At 59.6% G+C, this 18659-nt stretch carries 13 protein-coding genes, 1 tRNA gene and 2 pseudogenes; all 16 read left to right on the top strand.

The annotated features are described in order from the left end of the window. The coding region (locus ABIZ35_RS19280; RefSeq protein ID WP_348221545.1) for a HAMP domain-containing protein at positions 1 to 5187 on the top strand (5187 nt) is incomplete at its 5' end. Positions 5188 to 5199: 12 nt separating this feature from the next. Next, positions 5200 to 5649 (top strand): annotated as a pseudogene (locus ABIZ35_RS19275) (response regulator); the annotation flags it as partial. 15 nt (positions 5650 to 5664) lie between these two features. Continuing rightward, positions 5665 to 6435, top strand: coding sequence for a PP2C family protein-serine/threonine phosphatase (locus ABIZ35_RS19270; RefSeq protein ID WP_348221547.1), 771 nt, complete (start codon positions 5665 to 5667; stop codon positions 6433 to 6435). 17 nt (positions 6436 to 6452) lie between these two features. Next, a pseudogene (locus ABIZ35_RS19265) lies at positions 6453 to 6872 on the top strand (response regulator); the annotation flags it as partial. Positions 6873 to 6911: 39 nt separating this feature from the next. Continuing rightward, the gene (locus ABIZ35_RS19260) at positions 6912 to 7475 is read left to right on the top strand and encodes an ATP-binding protein (protein WP_348221546.1); all 564 of its coding nucleotides are present in this window, start codon (positions 6912 to 6914) and stop codon (positions 7473 to 7475) included. Positions 7476 to 7809: 334 nt separating this feature from the next. Continuing rightward, positions 7810 to 8817, top strand: a complete 1008-nt coding sequence (locus tag ABIZ35_RS19255) for a KpsF/GutQ family sugar-phosphate isomerase (protein ID WP_348221544.1) — start codon at positions 7810 to 7812, stop codon at positions 8815 to 8817. Continuing rightward, positions 8814 to 9350, top strand: a complete 537-nt coding sequence (locus ABIZ35_RS19250; RefSeq protein WP_348221543.1) for an HAD-IIIA family hydrolase — start codon at positions 8814 to 8816, stop codon at positions 9348 to 9350. The genes ABIZ35_RS19255 and ABIZ35_RS19250 overlap by 4 nt, the downstream gene beginning before the upstream one ends. Further along, a complete protein-coding gene (locus tag ABIZ35_RS19245; protein WP_348221542.1) occupies positions 9347 to 10096 on the top strand; it encodes a metallophosphatase in 750 nt (249 codons plus the stop codon). Before ABIZ35_RS19250 ends, ABIZ35_RS19245 begins: the two co-directional genes overlap by 4 nt. 10 nt (positions 10097 to 10106) lie before the next feature. Further along, the gene (locus tag ABIZ35_RS19240; RefSeq protein ID WP_348221541.1) at positions 10107 to 12074 is read left to right on the top strand and encodes a glycosyltransferase family 39 protein; all 1968 of its coding nucleotides are present in this window, start codon (positions 10107 to 10109) and stop codon (positions 12072 to 12074) included. After that, the gene (locus tag ABIZ35_RS19235) at positions 12071 to 13450 is read left to right on the top strand and encodes a glycosyltransferase family 39 protein (RefSeq protein ID WP_348221540.1); all 1380 of its coding nucleotides are present in this window, start codon (positions 12071 to 12073) and stop codon (positions 13448 to 13450) included. The genes ABIZ35_RS19240 and ABIZ35_RS19235 overlap by 4 nt, the downstream gene beginning before the upstream one ends. Positions 13451 to 13475: 25 nt before the next feature. Beyond that, positions 13476 to 13552 (top strand) — tRNA-Arg (locus tag ABIZ35_RS19230). A gap of 182 nt (positions 13553 to 13734) precedes the next feature. Then, positions 13735 to 15177, top strand: a complete 1443-nt coding sequence (pyk, locus tag ABIZ35_RS19225) for a pyruvate kinase (RefSeq protein ID WP_348221539.1) — start codon at positions 13735 to 13737, stop codon at positions 15175 to 15177. A 186-nt stretch (positions 15178 to 15363) separates the two neighbouring features. Further along, positions 15364 to 15735, top strand: a complete 372-nt coding sequence (locus tag ABIZ35_RS19220) for a hypothetical protein (RefSeq protein WP_348221538.1) — start codon at positions 15364 to 15366, stop codon at positions 15733 to 15735. A gap of 15 nt (positions 15736 to 15750) precedes the next feature. Continuing rightward, complete coding sequence (locus ABIZ35_RS19215) at positions 15751 to 17556, top strand: Rne/Rng family ribonuclease (protein ID WP_348221537.1); 1806 nt, start codon at positions 15751 to 15753, stop codon at positions 17554 to 17556. Between the two features lie 164 nt (positions 17557 to 17720). Then, positions 17721 to 18032 (top strand): 50S ribosomal protein L21, encoded by a 312-nt coding sequence (rplU, locus tag ABIZ35_RS19210; protein WP_348221536.1) that lies wholly within the window; start codon positions 17721 to 17723, stop codon positions 18030 to 18032. Between the two features lie 51 nt (positions 18033 to 18083). Then, complete coding sequence (gene rpmA / locus ABIZ35_RS19205; protein WP_119322288.1) at positions 18084 to 18350, top strand: 50S ribosomal protein L27; 267 nt, start codon at positions 18084 to 18086, stop codon at positions 18348 to 18350. Positions 18351 to 18659: the final 309 nt, after the last annotated feature.

The following is an 18659-nucleotide window of genomic DNA, read 5'->3' as shown; positions in this document are numbered from 1 at the left end:
GAGCAGCTGCGCTCGTTCGCGTCAGAGGTCACGCGCGTCGCGCGCGAGGTCGGCACCGAGGGCAAGCTGGGCGGTCAGGCGCAGGTTCCCGGCGTGGCCGGCACATGGAAAGATTTGACCGACAACGTCAACTTCATGGCTTCGAACCTGACGACCCAGGTGCGAAATATCGCCAAGGTCGTCACCGCCGTCGCCAACGGCGACTTGACCCAGAAACTCCAGGTGGAAGCCAAGGGCGAGGTCGCGGCGCTTGCCGACACGATCAACAGCATGACCGACACGCTGGGGATCTTCGCCGAACAGGTTACCACGGTGGCGCGCGAAGTCGGCACTGAAGGGAAGCTGGGAGGCCAGGCCGATGTCCCCGGCGTCGCCGGCACCTGGAAGGACCTCACCGACAACGTTAACTATATGGCGTCCAACCTGACATCTCAGGTGCGAAACATCGCGCTTGTCACGACGGCCGTTGCAAACGGCGACCTTTCCCAGAAAATCACGGTCGACGCCAAGGGCGAAATCTTGGAGCTGAAAGAAACCATCAACGTCATGGTCGATCAGCTCAACTCCTTTGCCGCAGAAGTAACGCGCGTTGCTCGCGAAGTCGGCACCGAAGGAAAGCTGGGCGGACAGGCGGAGGTCAAGGGCGTTTCAGGCACCTGGAAAGATCTGACGGACAACGTCAACGGCCTTGCCGGGAATTTGACCAATCAGGTCCGAAACATCGCACTCGTTACGACTGCCGTTGCAAATGGAGACCTTTCCCAGAAGATCACGGTTGACGCCAAGGGCGAAATCCAGGAACTCAAAAACACGATCAATGTCATGGTCGATCAGCTGAACTCCTTTGCCGCAGAAGTAACGCGCGTTGCCCGCGAAGTTGGTACGGAAGGTAAGCTTGGCGGGCAGGCGGAGGTTCGGGGAGTTTCCGGAACCTGGAAAGACCTCACCGATAACGAAAACGGTCTTGCCGGGAATTTGACCGCGCAGGTGCGAAACATCGCACTCGTTACGACTGCCGTTGCAAATGGTGACCTTTCCCAGAAGATCACGGTTGACGCCAAGGGTGAAATCCTAGAACTGAAAAACACGATCAACGTCATGGTCGATCAGCTCAACTCCTTCGCCGCAGAAGTAACGCGTGTTGCCCGCGAAGTTGGTACGGAAGGTAAGCTTGGCGGGCAGGCCGAGGTGAAGGGCATCTCAGGCACCTGGAAGGACTTGACGGACAACGTCAACGGTCTTGCCGGGAATTTGACCGCTCAGGTGCGAAACATCGCTCTTGTTACGACTGCTGTTGCTAACGGCGACCTTTCTCAGAAAATTACGGTCGATGTCAAGGGCGAGATTCTCGAGCTGAAAGACACGATCAACGTCATGGTCGATCAGCTCAACTCCTTTGCTGCTGAGGTTACGCGCGTGGCCCGCGAGGTAGGAACCGAGGGCCGGCTGGGAGGCCAGGCGGAAGTGAAGGGCGTTTCGGGCACCTGGAAAGACTTGACGGACAACGTTAACTTCATGGCTTCGAACCTGACGACCCAGGTGCGAAACATCGCCAAGGTTGTCACCGCCGTCGCCAACGGTGACTTGACCCAGAAACTGCGTGTTGACGCCAAGGGCGAGGTCGCGGAGCTTGCCGACACGATCAACAGCATGACCGACACGCTGGGGATCTTCGCCGAACAGGTTACCACGGTGGCGCGCGAAGTCGGCACCGAAGGAATTCTGGGCGGACAGGCGAAGGTTCCGAACGTCGCCGGCACCTGGAAGGACTTGACCGACAACGTCAACTTCATGGCTTCGAACCTGACGACCCAGGTGCGAAACATCGCCAAGGTCGTTACCGCTGTCGCTAACGGCGACTTGACCCAGAAACTCCAGGTGGAAGCGAAGGGCGAGGTTGCAGAGCTTGCCGACACGATCAACAGTATGACGAACACGCTGGGGATCTTCGCCGAACAGGTTACCACGGTGGCCCGCGAAGTCGGCACCGAAGGGAAGCTGGGAGGACAGGCGAAGGTTCCGAACGTCGCCGGCACCTGGAAGGACCTCACCGAAAACGTAAACTTCATGGCGAACATCCTGACAGATCAGGTGCGCGCGATCTCCGAAGTCGCCACCGCCGTTGCAAACGGCGACCTGACACGGACGATTACGGTTGAAGCCGAGGGAGAAGTCCTCAAGCTCAAAGACAACATCAACCAGATGATCGCCAATCTGAAGGATACGACCCAGAAGAACACCGACCAGGACTGGCTGAAAACCAACCTCGCTCGCTTCTCGCGTATGATGCAGGGACAGAAGAATTTGGAGTCCGTCTCCCGATTGATCATGTCCGAGCTGACCCCGCTCGTCTCCGCGAACCACGGCGTATTCTACATTAACGACAGCATGGGCAGCGATCCCCTGCTGAAACTGATGAGCAGCTACGCCTATCGCGAGCGAAAGCATGTTTCCAGTGTCTTCCGTCCGGGAGAGGGGTTGGTCGGGCAGTGCGCCCTGGAGCGTAAGAGCATCGTTCTGACGCGCGTTCCGGCGGACTATATCCAAATCAGCTCGGGCCTCGGAGAAGCGCCGCCGCTGACGATCATTGTACTGCCCGTCCTCTTCGAAGGCGAGATCATGGCGGTGATCGAGCTGGCGAGCTTCCAGGTCTTCAGCGAGATCCACGTGACGTTCCTGGATCAGCTGATGGAAAGCGTCGGCGTTGTTCTCAACATGATCACGGCGAACATGCGCACCGAGGAACTGCTCGAACAGTCGCAGTCGCTCACGCAGGAGCTGCAGAGCCAGTCCAAGGAGCTGCAAAGCCAGCAGGACCAGCTCAAGCGCTCCAACTCCGAACTGGAGGCGCAGGCGAAGGAGCTGGAGGACAAAGCATCACTGCTCGCCGAACAGAACAACAAGGTCGAGCTTAAGAACCGAGAAGTCGAACTCGCCCGCGCGGCGCTGGAGGAAAAGGCCGAACAGCTCGCGCTCAGCTCCAAGTACAAGTCCGAGTTCCTCGCCAATATGTCGCACGAGTTGCGCACGCCGCTCAATTCCATGCTGATCCTGGCGAAGCTTCTTTCCGACAATACCGATGGGAACCTGACGGAGAAGCAGACGAAATTCGCCAAGACGATCTACACATCCGGCGGAGATCTTCTCAATCTGATCAACGAGATCCTGGACCTCTCCAAAGTTGAAGCCGGAAAGATGGAGATCGATCTGACCGATGTCTCGCTCACGCAGGTGGGAGATTATGTTGAGCGCACCTTCGCCCATATTGCTGACGAGAACGGTCTGGACTTCCACGTTCGTGTCGATCCCAAGGCGCCGACAACGATTCGAACGGACTTGCAGCGGCTTCAGCAAGTGCTGCGTAACCTGCTTGGCAACGCGCTGAAATTCACTGAAAAGGGATACGTCGATCTCAACATCGGAATGGCCGAGCAGAGCATCGTGGACGCCACGGGAGCGATCATTCCCGCCGACCGATTGGTTGCCTTCTCCATCGTGGATACCGGGATCGGGATTTCCCGCGAAAAGCACAACTTGATCTTCGAAGCCTTCCAGCAGGCCGACGGCACCACGAGTCGGAAATACGGCGGCACGGGGCTTGGGCTTTCCATCAGCCGGGTTATCTCCGAACTGCTCGGCGGCCGGATCGCCATCAAGAGCGAGCCAGGCAAGGGCAGCGTCTTCACCCTGTATCTGCCCCTGCAAATGTCGGATAAGATGACGGATGCGATTGAAGAAGCGACCGTGGCGGCGTCGGAGACTCCCACGCGCAGTGCCGAGCTTTCGTCGCGCCGGGCTCCCGATCCGTCGTATTCCATGACCCCGGTGGAGCGCCAGACGGAGGTCGCCGACGACCGCGACAATATCCAGACCGGCGACCGGGTGGCGCTGATCATTGAAGATGACTTGAACTTCGCCGGTATTTTGCTCGAAGTCGCGCGGCAGCAGGGTTTCAAGGGACTGGTCGCCCTGGATGGCGAGACGGGTCTAACGCTGGCCCAGGATCGAAAGCCGGACGCCATTACGCTGGACCTGAAACTGACCGGGATTGACGGCTGGGCGGTTCTCGATCAACTTAAGCGCAACCCGGCGACCCGCCATATTCCCGTGCAGGTCGTGAGCGTGATGGACCGGCAGCAGGGCACCGCGCTGGGCGCCATCTCTTATCTGGAGAAGCCCGTGAGCGGTGAGGCGCTTGCCGGCGCCTTCGCCCATATGACGAGCTTTGTGGAGCGCGAAATTCGCGAGCTCCTGATTGTGGAGGATGACGTCGTCCAGCGCGACAGCATTATCGAGCTGATCAGCAACGGCGGGGACGTCCATGTGGTCGCCGTGTCCAGCGCCGAAGAAGCGCTGGCGGAATTGAAGCGAAACCAATACGACTGCGTCGTGCTGGATCTCAGTCTTCCGGGAATGAGCGGACTGGATTTACTCAAGCAAGTTAAACAGCAACCTTCTTATCTCGATCTGCCGATAATCATCTATACCAGCAAGGATTTGTCTCGGCAGGAAGAAGCGCAGCTCAAGAAGTACGCGGTCAGTATCATCACGAAGGACGCTCGGTCTTCCGATCGCCTTCTCGATGAGAGCGCGCTCTTCCTGCACCGCGTGGTCGCCAATCTGCCGGACGCCACGCGGCAGGTCGTGGAACAATTGCATCCGATTACCGAGTCCATCGTTCGTAAGCCGCACGCGGAAACAAACGGCCGCGCCGGCGCGCCGAAGGCGGAGACGGCGCCGAAGCCCGCCCCGCGCTCCGCAAAAAGCGCGCGAGCGAAAAAAGATGCTGCTTCCACCGTCGATCTAAACGGACGAAAGGTGCTGATCGTCGATGATGATTACCGCAATATCTTCGCGTTGACCAGCGTGCTGGAAACTTATGGAATGACGGTCGCGTTCGCCGAGAGCGGCCAAGAAGGCGTAGAAGTTCTGGAGAAAGACCCGGCGATTGAATTGGTGCTCATGGATATCATGATGCCGAACATGGATGGCTACCAAACGACGCGCGCGATCCGTGAGATGGAGAAGTTCAAGGATCTCCCCATCGTCGCACTGACGGCGAAGGCGATGGAAGGCGATCGTGAAAAGTGTCTGAACGCTGGAGCAACTGATTATATTACCAAGCCGGTCGATATCGAGCAGCTATTTGTCATGCTGCGCGAGTTGCTGGGCAAATCACAGGCATAAAGCGGGGAAATGATGTACGAACGCGCGCGGGCGAAGGTTCTCCTGGTCGATGACCGGCCGGAGAACCTGATCGCTCTGGAGGCGATGCTGGAGCCGGAAGGCTTCCAGATTGTCAAGGCCAACTCAGGAACGGAGGCGCTCAAGCACCTGCTGACGGATGATTTTTCCGTAATTCTTCTGGATGTCCAGATGCCGGGGATGGACGGATTTGAAACGGCGTCGATGATCAAACAGCGTGAGCGGTCGCGCCATATTCCGATTATCTTCATCACGGCGCTCAGCTTTGAAGACCGCCATGTCTTTCAGGGCTATTCCGTGGGCGCCGTCGATTACATGGCGAAGCCCCTCAATCCCGACATCCTGATTTCGAAAGTCCGGGTCTTTGTCGAACTGTTCGAAAAGAACGAAAAGGTTTTGGAGCAGGCGGATCTTTTGCGTCGCCAGCAGCTGCGGGAAGCCGAACTGCACTCGGAGTATATGCGCGACCGACATATCGCCGAAGTGCTGCAAAAGGCGATGCTAATGTCGCCGCCTCAGGATCAATATCCGGGTGTCCAGGTAGTAACCCGCTACGAGGCCGCCTCGAACGAGGCGAACTTGGGCGGAGATTTCTTCGACGTCTTCAAGATCGGTCCGCAAAAACTCGCCCTCGTGGTCGGGGATGTCAGCGGCAAAGGGCTGCAAGCCGCCGCCCGCACCGCCGAGGTCAAATTTACGCTGCGCGCTTTTCTCAAGCACTCGCGCAATCCCGCACAGTCCCTCCAGCAAGTCAATGCGATCCTTTGCTCCTCCGATACAGATATCGACGGCATCGCAGCCTTCACTTGCGTCACACTTGTGGTTCTGAACCTCCAAACCGGCGCCGCCGAGGTGATCAGCGGGGGCATGGAGCCGCCGTTCGTTTTGGATGCTGAGGGAAATGTCCGTGTGCTTGAGGCGAAGGGATTCCCTCTGGGGGTTCAGGCGGAAGCGGCTTATTCCGTCTTGAAAACGAAACTTCGGATTGGGGATACGATCGTCGCTTTTACGGACGGCGTCACGGAAGCGCGTAAAGGCTACGACTTATTCGGTTACGATCGCGTCGGCGCGGTGGCCGCCGGCAATCCCGCCAGCGCGCCACTGGACGAAGTCGGAGATCAGCTGCTTTGCGCCGCGCGTGAATTCGCCGGCGGTAAGCTTCAGGATGACGCCTGTCTGCTGCTGGCGCGGCGAGTGGCCGCGCCAAAAGATGTTGGAAGTCCAAGGTAAGGTACGAGCAAGAAACTATGTCACATCCCGCCAAAATTCTGCTGGTGGACGACCGGCCGGAAAACCTGATCGCCCTGGAGGCGACGCTGGAGCCGCTCGGCCATGAGTTAGTGCTCGCGCGATCCGGTGTGGAGGCTCTGAAGCGTCTGCTTTTCGACGACTATGCGCTGATCCTGCTGGATGTGCAGATGCCGGGGATGGACGGCTTTGAAACGGCGACGCGTATCAAAGAGCGCAGCAAGTCCCGTTATATCCCGATCATTTTCCTGACGGCTCTCAGCACGCATGAGCAGGATATCTTTCAGGGCTATACGGCCGGCGCCGTGGATTATATCGCCAAGCCCTTCCATCCGGAAATTCTTCGCTCAAAGGTTCGCATCTTTTTGGAGCTCTACGAAAAGACCGAACAGATCAAGGCGCAGGCGGAGCTGATTCGGAAGAGGGATTTGCGCGATGGCGAGCGTCTGCGCAATGAAATGCAGAAGGACCTCGAACAAAAGCATCTGATGGATATGGCGCAGCTCCAGTTCGGATTTTTGCGCGATGTTCTGCACAGCGTAACAGAGGGCCGCTTGACTCTCTGCCAATCTGAGGATGAGTTTCCAGAGCCGCTTTCGGTGACGGTCGGACATGTCTCTCTGGCGCCCCATGGGGCGATTCGTGACCTGCGCGACTGCGCCCAAGCTGCCGCCGCCCAAGCAGGACTTCCGGATCTGCGCTGGCAGGATTTGGTCACCGCCGCCAGTGAAGCCGCGATGAACGCCGTCGTCCACGGCAGCAATGGCGAAGGCCACGTTTATCTCGATCCAAGCGGCGCCGTCCAGGTCTGGGTGCGCGACCGGGGCCGCGGCATCGCCATCGAAAATATCTCGCGCGCCACCTTGGAGCGCGGCTACACGACCGCCGGCACCATGGGGCACGGATTCTGGCTGATCCTGGAAACCGTGGACCGCGTGTTCCTCAACACCGGCCCCAGCGGCACGACGATTGTCATCGAACAAGCGCGCACCCGTCCGCAGCCGCCCTGGCTGCGGGCATAGGCTCCGGCGCAGTCCCTATTCCCCCGGCGCTGAAGCGCTTTCCCCTTTTTCCCAACAAGCTGCTGCGCAGGGTAAAAGGGGTGCTAATCATTGAGTTCCATTCACTCGTCACAGAGCCGTGAGGAGACAGCTTTGTAGCCGATACCAAACTTCTTCACACCTACTTGTCGAGCGAGCAAGGACTGTAGTTATCAGCACCCCTTTTACCCCGCGAAGCGGCTTGTTGGGAAAAAGGGGGAAAGCGCTTCAGCGCCGGGGGAATAGGGCCTAACGCCATGAATATGGATGAACCCTCCTTGCAATCCCCCCGCATAATTCTGTATAATGTCTCCCTATGGCAAGCGTTGACCGTGATATGTGGCTGGGCGAAGGCCGCCGTGTGCTCGAAGAGGAAGCGCGGGCGCTGCAGTCGCTCGCCGCGCGGATGGATTCGGACGCGTGGACGGCGGCCGTGACGCTTCTTTTGGAGGCGAAAGGGCGCGTTGTCGTGACGGGTATGGGCAAGAGCGGGGCGGTCGGGCGCAAGATCGCCGGGACGCTCGCTAGTACCGGAACGCCCGCCTTGTTTCTTCATCCCGCCGAAGCGGTGCATGGCGATTTGGGAATGCTCGCTCCCGCTGATGTGGTGATCGCGCTCTCCTACAGCGGCGAGACCGACGAGATCCGCGCCATCCTTCCCACCATCAACCGCCTGCAAGTTCCCATTGTCGCGCTCACGTCCAATAAGCGCTCGACGCTCGCGCAGAGCAGCGCCGTGGTGATCGATGTCGGTATCGGTCAGGAAGCCTGTCCGATGAACCTCGCGCCGACCACCAGCACGACGGCGATGATCGCGATGGGCGATGCGCTGGCGCTCACCGTGATGGGCGCTCGCGGGTTTGACGCCTCCGACTACGCCAAGCTCCATCCTGCCGGCTCACTGGGGCGGCGTCTCACGCTGCGTGTCGCCGATGTGATGCGCACCGGCGACAACCTCGCCATCGTCTCGCAGGACGCTGTGATGTTCGACGCCGTGTTCGCGATCACCAAGGCGCATGCTGGGGCGGCCATCGTTGTGGACAGCGAAGGCCGACTGACCGGTCTCGTCACCGACGGCGACATTCGCCGTCATCTTCTGGACGGCCAAGACCTTCTCCAGCGATCTGTTTTCTCCGTCATGAACCGCGCGCCCGGAACCGTGTCCTCGGACATTCTCGCTATTGAAGGCTTGCAGCGCCTGGACGACTTCCATCCCGACCCCGGCAGCAAGGCCGGCGAAGCGCCCGTGGTGGACGTCGATGGCCGTCCTGTGGGGATGCTGATGCTGAAAGATTTGGTCAAAGCGGGGATCGTGCTGGAATGAGAGATGTCACCTGGATTGTCTTGGATGTCGATGGGACATTGACCGACGGGAAGATCATTTACGATGACAGGGGCGGCGAAGCCAAGGCGTTCCATGTCGCCGATGGCCTCGGGATCGTAATGGCCCAGATGATGGGGCTGCGTGTCGCCATTCTTTCGGGGCGGCGCAGCGTCGCCGTCGAGCGCCGAATGGCGGAGCTGAAGGTCACGGATATTATCCAGGGCGCGGGCGATAAGGCGGATAAGTTACATGGCCTGATGCGTGAGCACCGTCTGAAGGCCGATCAAGTCGCATATGTCGGTGACGATCTGAACGATCTGCCGGCCTTCGATGTCGCCGGGGTGCGCATTGCTGTCGCGAACGCCGATGCATTGCTGCTACAGCGGGCTGATTATGTGACGCCGCGCGCCGGCGGCGCGGGCGCGGTGCGCGACGCGATCGATGAAATTCTGCGTCGCCAGGCGAAGTATGAAGACGCTGTCACACGCTATCTGCGTCTCTCCGCCGCGAACGCCGCCACCCCATCCCAATGACACAGACCCTGCACATCCTCCACACCAACGATTTTCACAACCACCTGACGCCCGAACAGGCCCAGTTTATCGCGAAGACCAAAGCGGGCCTGGACAACGTGATTTTGCTGGACGCCGGCGACGCTATCTCGGCCGGCAATATCGGCGTGCGCGTCGGCGGCGAGCCGATTTTAACTCTGATGTCCGAAACGGGCTACGACGCCATGACGATGGGCAACCGTGAGTTTCATGTCGCCGACACTCTGCTGCGAACCAAGATCAATCGCGCCGCGTTTCCCATTCTGTGCGCTAACATTCGATGGCGCGAAGACCGTGGCGAAACGCTGCCTGTCGTTCCATCGTTTATTAAGACTCTGCCGAGCGGCCTGCGTGTGGGGATCTTCGGCGTCACGGTCCCGATGGTGACGGACCGTATGAAAGCGCGGCATATCAGCGCCTTTTTGTTCGATGATCCGTTAGTAGTCGCCCGCCGCGAGATCGAGCGCTTGCGGCCTGAAGTGGATGTTCTGATCGCACTGACGCATATTGGCGTCAAAGAAGATCGACGCATGGTCGCCGCCTGTCCAGAATTGGATCTGCTGATCGGAGGACATACTCATGTCGTTCTCGAAGAACCCGAGCGGGTGGGGGAAGTACCCGTGGTGCAGGCGGGCTGGTTCGGACACTATTTGGGACATGTGACGATGACGCTGGACGGCGCTTCGGTTCAGTCGGTGACGGGGCGGCTGATGCCGCTGAAAGGTTGACGGGACCGCGATGCCGCTTCTCATCCTGCCGATTATTTGGATCCTGACCGCTGTCGGACGCAATCTGACGCGCAAGCTCAAGTTCGTTTCCGATCCCACCGTGCTGGAGCGCAATCTCATTGGCTACGCCATCGGACTGGGTCTTCTCGCCTACGGTCTTCTCGCGCTTGGTCTCGCCGGCTTGCTTTACCCGGCAGCCGGATTTGGCTGGCTCGTCCTACTGGCGGCGCTTGGCGGCTGCCGCCACCGCGCGATGTTTCGCGAAGCGCGCGAGCGGATGGCGACCTGTTTCCATCCCCCGGCGCATATCTGGGGCATGATCGCCGCCATTGTCGCGTTCGGAGCCGTGGCGCTGATTGGGGACTTCTGTCCGCCGACGCTGTTTCTGAATGGCCCGAAGTCGGATACGCTGCCGGGCCTAGGCTACACCGAGTGGGACAGTCTGTCCTACCATCTCGCCGATCCCAAGCTGTTTTTGGCCGCGCATCGCATCTATTACATTCCCTGGGAACACCACTCGAACTTCGCCTTTACGGCGGAGATGTGGTATACGCTGGGGCTGATGGCGGGGAGCGTCCCGCTGGCGAAGCTATTCCATCTGACGTGCGCCATCGGCGCGAGCCTGGCGATCTACGCCATCGGCGCGCGGCATCTGGGAAGCAAGGTCGGCGCGCTGGCAGCGGCGCTGTTCGCCTCGCTGCCGCTGGTCTTCTGGGAGGCGGGCACGGCTTACGTGGACCTCGCCGCGACGTTCTTCGTGACGCTGACTTTGATGGCGCTCGTGAACGGCATTGCGGAAAAGGACACACGCTGGATCGCGCTTGCCGCACTGATGATGGGCCTGACGCTGAGCGCAAAGGCGACCGCTGTCGCGACGCTGGTTCTGTTCGCCATCGCCGTCTGGATCTGGCGCAATAAGAGCCTGGGTGAAAATCTCGGAAAGTCCCTTCTCGGCGCGGTGAAGTGGGGGCTTGCGGCAGTTGCGGTCGGCGCGCCCTGGTTTTTGAAGTCCATCGCGTACACTGGCAATCCTATCTTTCCTTTCTACTATAAGTTCTTTGGCGGCAAGTACTGGAGCGCCGAAAATGCGGCGGCGTATGACGCCGCGAACTCCCACTTTGGGATGGGCCGCCAGGCGCTGGACCTGCTGCTCGCGCCGTTCAATCTCACGATGTATCCCGTGCCGGGCCACTCGCCGCTCACCTACTTGTTTCTGACCAAAGGCATGGGCGATAAGCCATTCAACGATTTTCAGAGCGAACTGATCGCGCTGTCTCCGCTGCTGCTCGCCGTGCTCTTCGTACCCGCGTTCCGCAAGGGGCAGACCCCGTTATTGATCAAGGCCCTTGGCGCCTTTGCCGCGATATCGCTTGTGTTCTGGTTCGCCACAACTCAGTATCTGCGATATTTATTGCCGCTCGTCCCTGTGCTGTGCCTGATCGCCGCCTGGGTCGTGGTTCAGATGCGCGAGGAGCGCACGATCACCGGGCGGGCGCTCACAGCCATGACCGTCCTCTCGTTTGCCTTCTCGGGGTTTGTGGGTGTTCGGCTTGCGAGCGCCCAGGCGCCGGTCGCGTTCGGGCAGGTGTCGAAGGACGACTACATCACTGCCGGCTTCGCGCCTTATCCCGCGATGCAGTATATCAATACGCAATTGCCCGCAAACGCCAAGGTCGTCTTCTACGGCAACCCATTTGGCTACTACAGCGAGAAGCCCTATTTGTGGGGCGAAGCCGGCCATAGCACCTACATTCCATACTCGACCTTCCAGAGCAAGGACGATCTGCTGCGCTGGTATGAGAGCCAGGGAATTACCCATGTGCTGGTCAACCCACGCTTCTTTGGCCTAGCGGCCGGGCCGGGATGGACCGGATGGGTGTACGACCTGACGGCGGGCTCATCACAACCGGTCTTTCAGGATCACGGCGTCTACGTCTTCGCCCTGCCGCATTCTTCCACCATGGGACCGAAATCATGACCGATAATCCAGAAATCAATCGCGCCGCCCCGTTCTCCATGACGCGCGGCCTTTGGGCGATGCTGCTGGGCGTGATGGCGCTGTTCGTCGTTTTCGCCGTTGCATACAGTCAGGTGACGCCCGCCGCTGTAGCGGAGCAGCACAACGCCGATGAGAACGCGCATGTGCTGTATGTGAAGACGCTGGCGAGCGGTCATTTGCCCGTGTTCAAAAAGGACGGTGAGGACTATGAGGCGCACCAGCCTCCGCTTTATTATGCCCTCGCCACGCCGGCATACTTAGTCACTCGCGGCGCCGATCCTGCGACGCAGGTGCGGGCGATGCGATTTGTGTCGATCGTCATTGGGGCGCTGATTGTACTCGTCGCGTTTTTCTGCACGCGGGAGATCCTGCCAAGGCAGCCCGGGGCGGCGCTGGCCGTCGCCGCGTTTCTGGCGCTGCTGCCGGGGTTTATCGCCATCAGCGCCTCCGTCACGAACGATACGCTGACGATGCTTGTGATTGGCTTGGGACTATTCCTAACGGCGCGTCTGGCGCGCTGGACTCAGACCGAAGACGTCGCGGACAAGTCGAAGGCGATCTATCAAAAGTCGGCTTTGATCGGGTTGGCGCTGGGACTGGGCATTCTGACTAAGACGCTGGCGGCCCCGCTGTTTCCGACCGTAATCTTCGCCTTTTTGCTGCTAGCATATGGAAAGCGCATCACGGGACAGCAGGCAGTCGTCTCGGTCGCGATCGCCTGCGGTGTTGGAGTGGCGGTCGCGCTGCCCTGGCTGATGCGCAACAACGCGCTTTACGGCGACCCGATTGCATCGCATCTGTTCCAAACTGCGTTTAACGACACGAAATACACGATGACAGCGGATATTATGATGCGCGTCTTCGGCGGTTTCGATAAATATCTGATCGTCGTGTTCCAGTGGGCGTTTGCCTCGTATTGGGGCGGATTCGATTCCATGCGCGCTTTCTGGGGAATGGAGCCGCATAAGAAGGCGCCGAACTTTGCGAACGGACCGGCGGCAATTTACTCCCTGCTGGCGATCCTTTGCGTTGCGAGCGTGATCGGTCTTGCGCGGGGGCTCAAAACGATCAAGGGGGACGCCGGCGCGCAGGCGTTGTTCGGAGCGTGCGCCGCGCTGACGGCGCTCACTTTGGTCGCGTTCCTCCAGTTCAACTTTACTTACTTCCAGGCGCAGGGGCGTTATTGGTACCCCGCGATCTATCCTCTGACACTGTTCTTCGTCGTGGGCTGGCGCGGCCTGCTTGCGAACGCACAGGCGCGTCGCGGAGCGTACGTATTTGCAGCAGTGGCGATGGTGGGGCTGAATATCTTCACGATCGTTTCGCTGCTGGCCCCTCGGTTCGCCGGGGGATAGAGGGTATAATCGTTTCGACCTTCATGGCCCATTCGTCTAGCCCGGCCCAGGACGCTGCACTTCTCGGTGTGGAAACAGGCGGTTCAAATCCCCTATGGGCTACTACATCACACCGCGCTCACAGTCCTCAGGAACAATTGAGTTGACGGGAATCGGGTTTTCCGGTTATAATATCGCCAGGAGAGCGAATCGCCTGATTATCGATCGGGACGAACGCCCCATTTGTTTTTCGTCATCGAATCGCTTTGCGGCGTTTCTTTACAGATTTTAGAGTTTTCACAGACATGCGCCGAACAAAAATCGTTTGCACCATCGGGCCTGCGACCAGCAGCCCCGAGGCATTGCGTCAGCTTATCGAAGCGGGGATGGACGTCGCCCGCCTCAACTTTTCCCACGGCAGTCACGCCGGACACGCCGCCGTGATCTCCTCACTCCGATCCATCGCCCAGGAGATGGGACGACCTCTTTCCATTCTGCAGGATCTTTCCGGCCCGAAAGTCCGTGTGGGCAAAATCGCCGGCGACGGCGTTTATTTGCACGCTGGCAGCCAAATCATCCTGACGATGGAAGATGTTCCCGGCGACGAAGAGAAGATCAACCTTCCCGTTCCTGAAATCTTTGAGACGGTGCTTCCCGGCACGCATTTGATGCTCGACGACGGTTTGATCGAGCTGCGCGTCAAGTCCAAGCGCGCGGATTCGCTGGTCTGCGAAGTTGTCGTCAGCGGTCTCTTGACCTCGCACAAGGGCGTCAACGTTCCCGGTGTTTCGCTGCCAATCGCCGCTGTTACCGACAAAGACCTTGAGGATTTGCACTTCGGCATCCAGCAGCAAGTCGACTGGGTCGCCGCGTCGTTTGTGCGCTCTCCCACCGATATCGCCGTCCTGCGCGGTGTCTGCGATGCCGCGCGCGCTAAGATTCCCATTATCGCCAAGATCGAGAAGCACGAAGCGATCACCTGTATCGATGAAATTCTAGAAGTCGTGGACGGCATCATGGTCGCCCGAGGCGACCTGGGCGTGGAAGTTCCGATCGACGAAGTTCCTGTCCTCCAGAAGATGCTGATCCGCAAGGCCAACCGGGCCGGTAAGCCAGTCATCACGGCAACGCAGATGCTGGATTCCATGATCCGCAATCCGCGCCCGACCCGCGCGGAGGCGACCGACGTCGCCAACGCAATTTTTGACGGCACCGACGCCGTCATGCTGTCCGGGGAGACCGCCGTGGGGCAGTATCCTTATGACACCGTCCGGATGATGGCGAAGATCGCCACACATACGGAAGCATCGCTGGACTACGCGAAGATCCTGGACGAAAAGGGCACGGCCGCCAACTCCGACCGTATCTCCATTACGGAAGCTGTCGGCGAGGCGCTGTGCGATATCGCGCAGGACCTGCACTGCTCGGCAATCATCGCGGCCACGGCCAGCGGGCGAACGGCCCGCGTCGTGTCCCGCTTTCGCCCGCGCGCGCCGATCATCGCGGCCACGAACCGCGCGACGACGTTTCAACGATTGGCTCTGATTTGGGGCGTGCATCCGGTCATGGTGGATATGGCCGATGATGCGGATAGTATGGTTCAGATCTGCATCGACGCCGCCAATAAGTCGGGCTACGTTCAAGACGGAGACATTGTCGCCCTTTCCGGCGGCGTTCCCGTCGGACAAACGGGAAGCACCAACTTTATCAAAATCCATCGGATCGGACAGCCGCTCCGTCCCGAATGATCCGCTCAGGGCGACCTATTCGCCGAGCGCCATTCCCGTTCGTAACGACCGTGTTCGCCAATTGAGGACACCGCCATAGACCGCCATAGCAGTAAACACCGAGACGAGCAGGCATCGACGGGGCGAGCGAAGCGCACCGGACGCAGGCGTCCGCGCCGCATCCTGGGCCTTTGGGCGCGTCTGGCCTTGCTAACGGTGTTTATCGGCATGCTGACGGCCGCCGCAGTCGCGCTTGTGGCGAAAGCGATCCGTCCGTACCAAGAGGCGAGCGTACAAAGCACCCAGCTTGCGGCGTCCAACGGACAGATTCAGAATCTTGATGCGGAAAACGCTTCGCTGCGTCGCCGCATCGCCTATTTGCAGACTTCGGAAGGCGAAATGAGCGAAGCCCGGAAAATGGGCTATTTGCGCCCGGGAGAGATCCCTATCGTGGTGGAGGGCGCCGCGACCCCGTGGTCCGACGCGCCCGCTCCGCCATCGCCTTCCCCCGCGCAGAATAACTTTCGCGATCGCGCCCAGCAATTCTGGCGCTCGCTGACAGGCCTGCGCTCTCATTAACTAAGAGAGTTTTGGATGGCTAAAGAAATCATCGTCAACGTCGGACACCGCGAGACACGCATCGCGGTGCTCGACGAAAAGCTGCTCGTGGAGCTCCATGTGGAGCGCGAGCAGCGTGTTGTCGGCAACCTTTATAAGGCGAAGGTGGATAACGTGCTGCAAGGCATGGACGCCGCATTCGTCGAGATCGGCTTGGAGCGCAACGCGTTCCTCTACGTCGCGGACATTCTTCCTGAAGACGACGAAGAGGGCGGGGGACGCTTCCGTGGCCGCGATCGCCGCGACCTCCATATCAAGGACCTTGTCCAGCGCGGAGATCAGCTGCTCGTGCAGGTGGTCAAAGGTCCGCGCGGCACCAAAGGCTCCCGTGTCTCCACTCGTGTCTCCCTCCCCGGACGCTTCCTTGTTCTGATGCCCGAAGCCAATAACCTTGGCGTCTCGCGTAAGATCGACGAGAGCAAAGAGCGGGATCGCCTCAAGAAGATCGTGCAGAGCTTCCGCGAACCGGGCTTCGGCGTCATCGTACGCACCGAAGCTGAGGGACGCGGCGCCGCCGAGCTTCGCCAGGACTATTTGATGCTCACGGAAACGTGGCGCGAAGTTCAGGCGAAGTCCAAATCGACCCAAGCGCCCGCCTTGATCCATCAGGACATGGGCCTGGTTTATAAGATTTTACGCGATGCCTTCGGTTCGGATATCGGCCGTTTGGTGATCGATTCGCCGACGGACTATGCCCAGGCGCACGAGATCATCTCCCGAATCTCCCCCGATCTTCAGGACCGCATCGAGCTGTACGATGGCGAAAAGCCGATCTTCGAGTTCTTCAAGATCGAGGATGACATCGAGCGCCTGCTGCGCCGCAAAGTTCCGCTCAAGTCCGGCGGCTCGCTGATCATCGATCAGACCGAAGCGTTGGTCTCAATCGACGTCAACAGCGGCAAGTTCACGGGGACCACCGGCCTCGCCGATACGATTTTAAAGACGAACTTGGAAGCCACGGAAGAGATCGCCCGCCAGCTGCGCCTGCGCGACCTGGGCGGCATGATCATCCTGGACTTCATCGATATGGACAGTCCCCGGGACAAGAAGACCGTCATGGACGCCTTTGTCAAGGCGCTCAAGGACGACCGGTCCCGCACCAAGATTTCCAGCATCTCCGCCCTCGGCCTGATCGAGATGACGCGTAAGCGCACCGGCGAAACGGTCGACACGGCGATGACCGAGATCTGCCCGTACTGCCACGGACTGGGCCGCGTCGACAGCGCCGAAACCGTCTCGCTGAGCGTCGAACGCGAGCTGCGCCGTCTGGCCGCCACGACGCAAAGCGAAGCCTTCGTGGTCACCACCCACCCGGATGTCGCCGCGCACCTCGTCGGCGCGCAGGGCGAGGATCTGGAGATGCTGGAGCGCCAGCTGCGCCGCTCCATCTACGTCCGTTCCGGCCCGTCCTGGCACCATGTCGAGAAATACGACATCGACCAGACCTCGATCCAAAAGGTCGAGCAGACCCTGGCCGTTCCGCGCCGTGGGCAAACGGTGGAATGCGTCGTCTCCCGCGACGATCCGCATGGCGAGCGCGCCCCGTGGGCGATCTCGTACTTATTGCCGCAGCGAGCGTTCCAGGTGGACCTGGCAAACGGCGCCAAGTACGCTGGCCAGACCGTGCGTGTCCGTTTGACCGACGTCCGCCGCTCCATCGCGATCGGCGAAGTCGTCGGCGGCGCCTCCAAGGGCGGCGGAAACCGTGAAAACGGCAGCGGCGGCGAGCGTACGGGCGGCGGCGAACGCCACCAGCCTCGTGAGCGGACGCCTTCGAATTAAAGATTTGCGCTAAAACTCAACGCGAAAATTTGGGTTTTAGCGCATTTGTGCGCGTGTTTCACGCCATTCACAGTAAATATATGACCATTAACCCTTGACAACGGCTGGTCGTTTCTGTCATACTACTAGCCGTTGTCTTGTTGATTGCGAAAGGAAACGAAAGCATGTACGCTATCGTCCGCGCCGGCGGAAAGCAATATCGAGTTGAAGAGAAGAACATTATCGCGGTCGATAAGTTCGAAGGCGCCGCTGGCGACACCGTGACACTGGGCGAGGTGCTTTTTATCGGTGGTGACACCCCTCAGTGGGGCGTTCCCGTCGTTGCAGGCGCGACTGTGACCGCGAAGATCCTGGCTCAAGCCAAAGCGAAGAAGATCGACGCCTTCACCTATAAGGCGAAGAAGAACGTCCGCAAGCATTGGGGACATCGCCAGCAGATCACGCGTGTGCAGATCGAGTCCATCAGCGCCGGCTAATCGCCGTCAGCGTTGGTTCATCCGCCATTATTTCAATCAGGAGAGTTTACCATGGCCCATAAAAAGGGCGTCGGGTCCACACGTAATGGACGCGACAGCAACCCCAAGATGCTCGGCGTGAAAGAATTCGCCGGCGAAGAAGTTCGTGCGGGCAACATCCTGCTCCGCCAGCGCGGCACCCAGTTCGATCCGGGAGTCAATGTCGGCATGGGCCGGGACCACACCCTGTACTCCTTGATCGACGGCTTCGTCGAGTTCGAGGGACACAGCAAGGCCACCCGCCGCATCAGCGTTTACCCCGAGCGCGTCCAACACTAAGTACTCGACATATTCGCGCTCCGCGCAAACAAAGATTGAGCCCCGTCGCACTGCGACGGGGCTTTTCTATTGGCCCTCATCCCCCGGCCCCCTCTCCCAATTCTGGGAGAGGGGGAGTCGGATTTAAGATTGAGATTTCAAGTTAAGATATTTGATTTCAAGTCCTAACACATAAACTCTGGCTCCCCTTCTCCCAGAATTGGGAGAAGGGGCTGGGGTGTACAAACCGGCGACATAGTTTACATCTTAAACCGGCGACATTCTTTACACTTTCAGTATGCTTGGTTGGAGGTATCCAACCTTGCCATT

Source organism: Capsulimonas sp. (genome assembly GCF_039929585.1).
In the GTDB taxonomy this organism is placed as follows: Bacteria; Armatimonadota; Armatimonadia; order Armatimonadales; family Capsulimonadaceae; genus Capsulimonas.
This window is presented reverse-complemented; position numbering and strand designations above follow the sequence as displayed.

Coding starts and splice junctions, on each gene's coding strand:
- ABIZ35_RS19270 (WP_348221547.1), top strand. CDS start 5,665: ATGCGCGACCGACATATCGCCGAAGTGCTGCAAAAGGCGATGCTAATG.
- ABIZ35_RS19260 (WP_348221546.1), top strand. CDS start 6,912: ATGCAGAAGGACCTCGAACAAAAGCATCTGATGGATATGGCGCAGCTC.
- ABIZ35_RS19255 (WP_348221544.1), top strand. CDS start 7,810: ATGGCAAGCGTTGACCGTGATATGTGGCTGGGCGAAGGCCGCCGTGTG.
- ABIZ35_RS19250 (WP_348221543.1), top strand. CDS start 8,814: ATGAGAGATGTCACCTGGATTGTCTTGGATGTCGATGGGACATTGACC.
- ABIZ35_RS19245 (WP_348221542.1), top strand. CDS start 9,347: ATGACACAGACCCTGCACATCCTCCACACCAACGATTTTCACAACCAC.
- ABIZ35_RS19240 (WP_348221541.1), top strand. CDS start 10,107: ATGCCGCTTCTCATCCTGCCGATTATTTGGATCCTGACCGCTGTCGGA.
- ABIZ35_RS19235 (WP_348221540.1), top strand. CDS start 12,071: ATGACCGATAATCCAGAAATCAATCGCGCCGCCCCGTTCTCCATGACG.
- pyk (WP_348221539.1), top strand. CDS start 13,735: ATGCGCCGAACAAAAATCGTTTGCACCATCGGGCCTGCGACCAGCAGC.
- ABIZ35_RS19215 (WP_348221537.1), top strand. CDS start 15,751: ATGGCTAAAGAAATCATCGTCAACGTCGGACACCGCGAGACACGCATC.
- rplU (WP_348221536.1), top strand. CDS start 17,721: ATGTACGCTATCGTCCGCGCCGGCGGAAAGCAATATCGAGTTGAAGAG.
- rpmA (WP_119322288.1), top strand. CDS start 18,084: ATGGCCCATAAAAAGGGCGTCGGGTCCACACGTAATGGACGCGACAGC.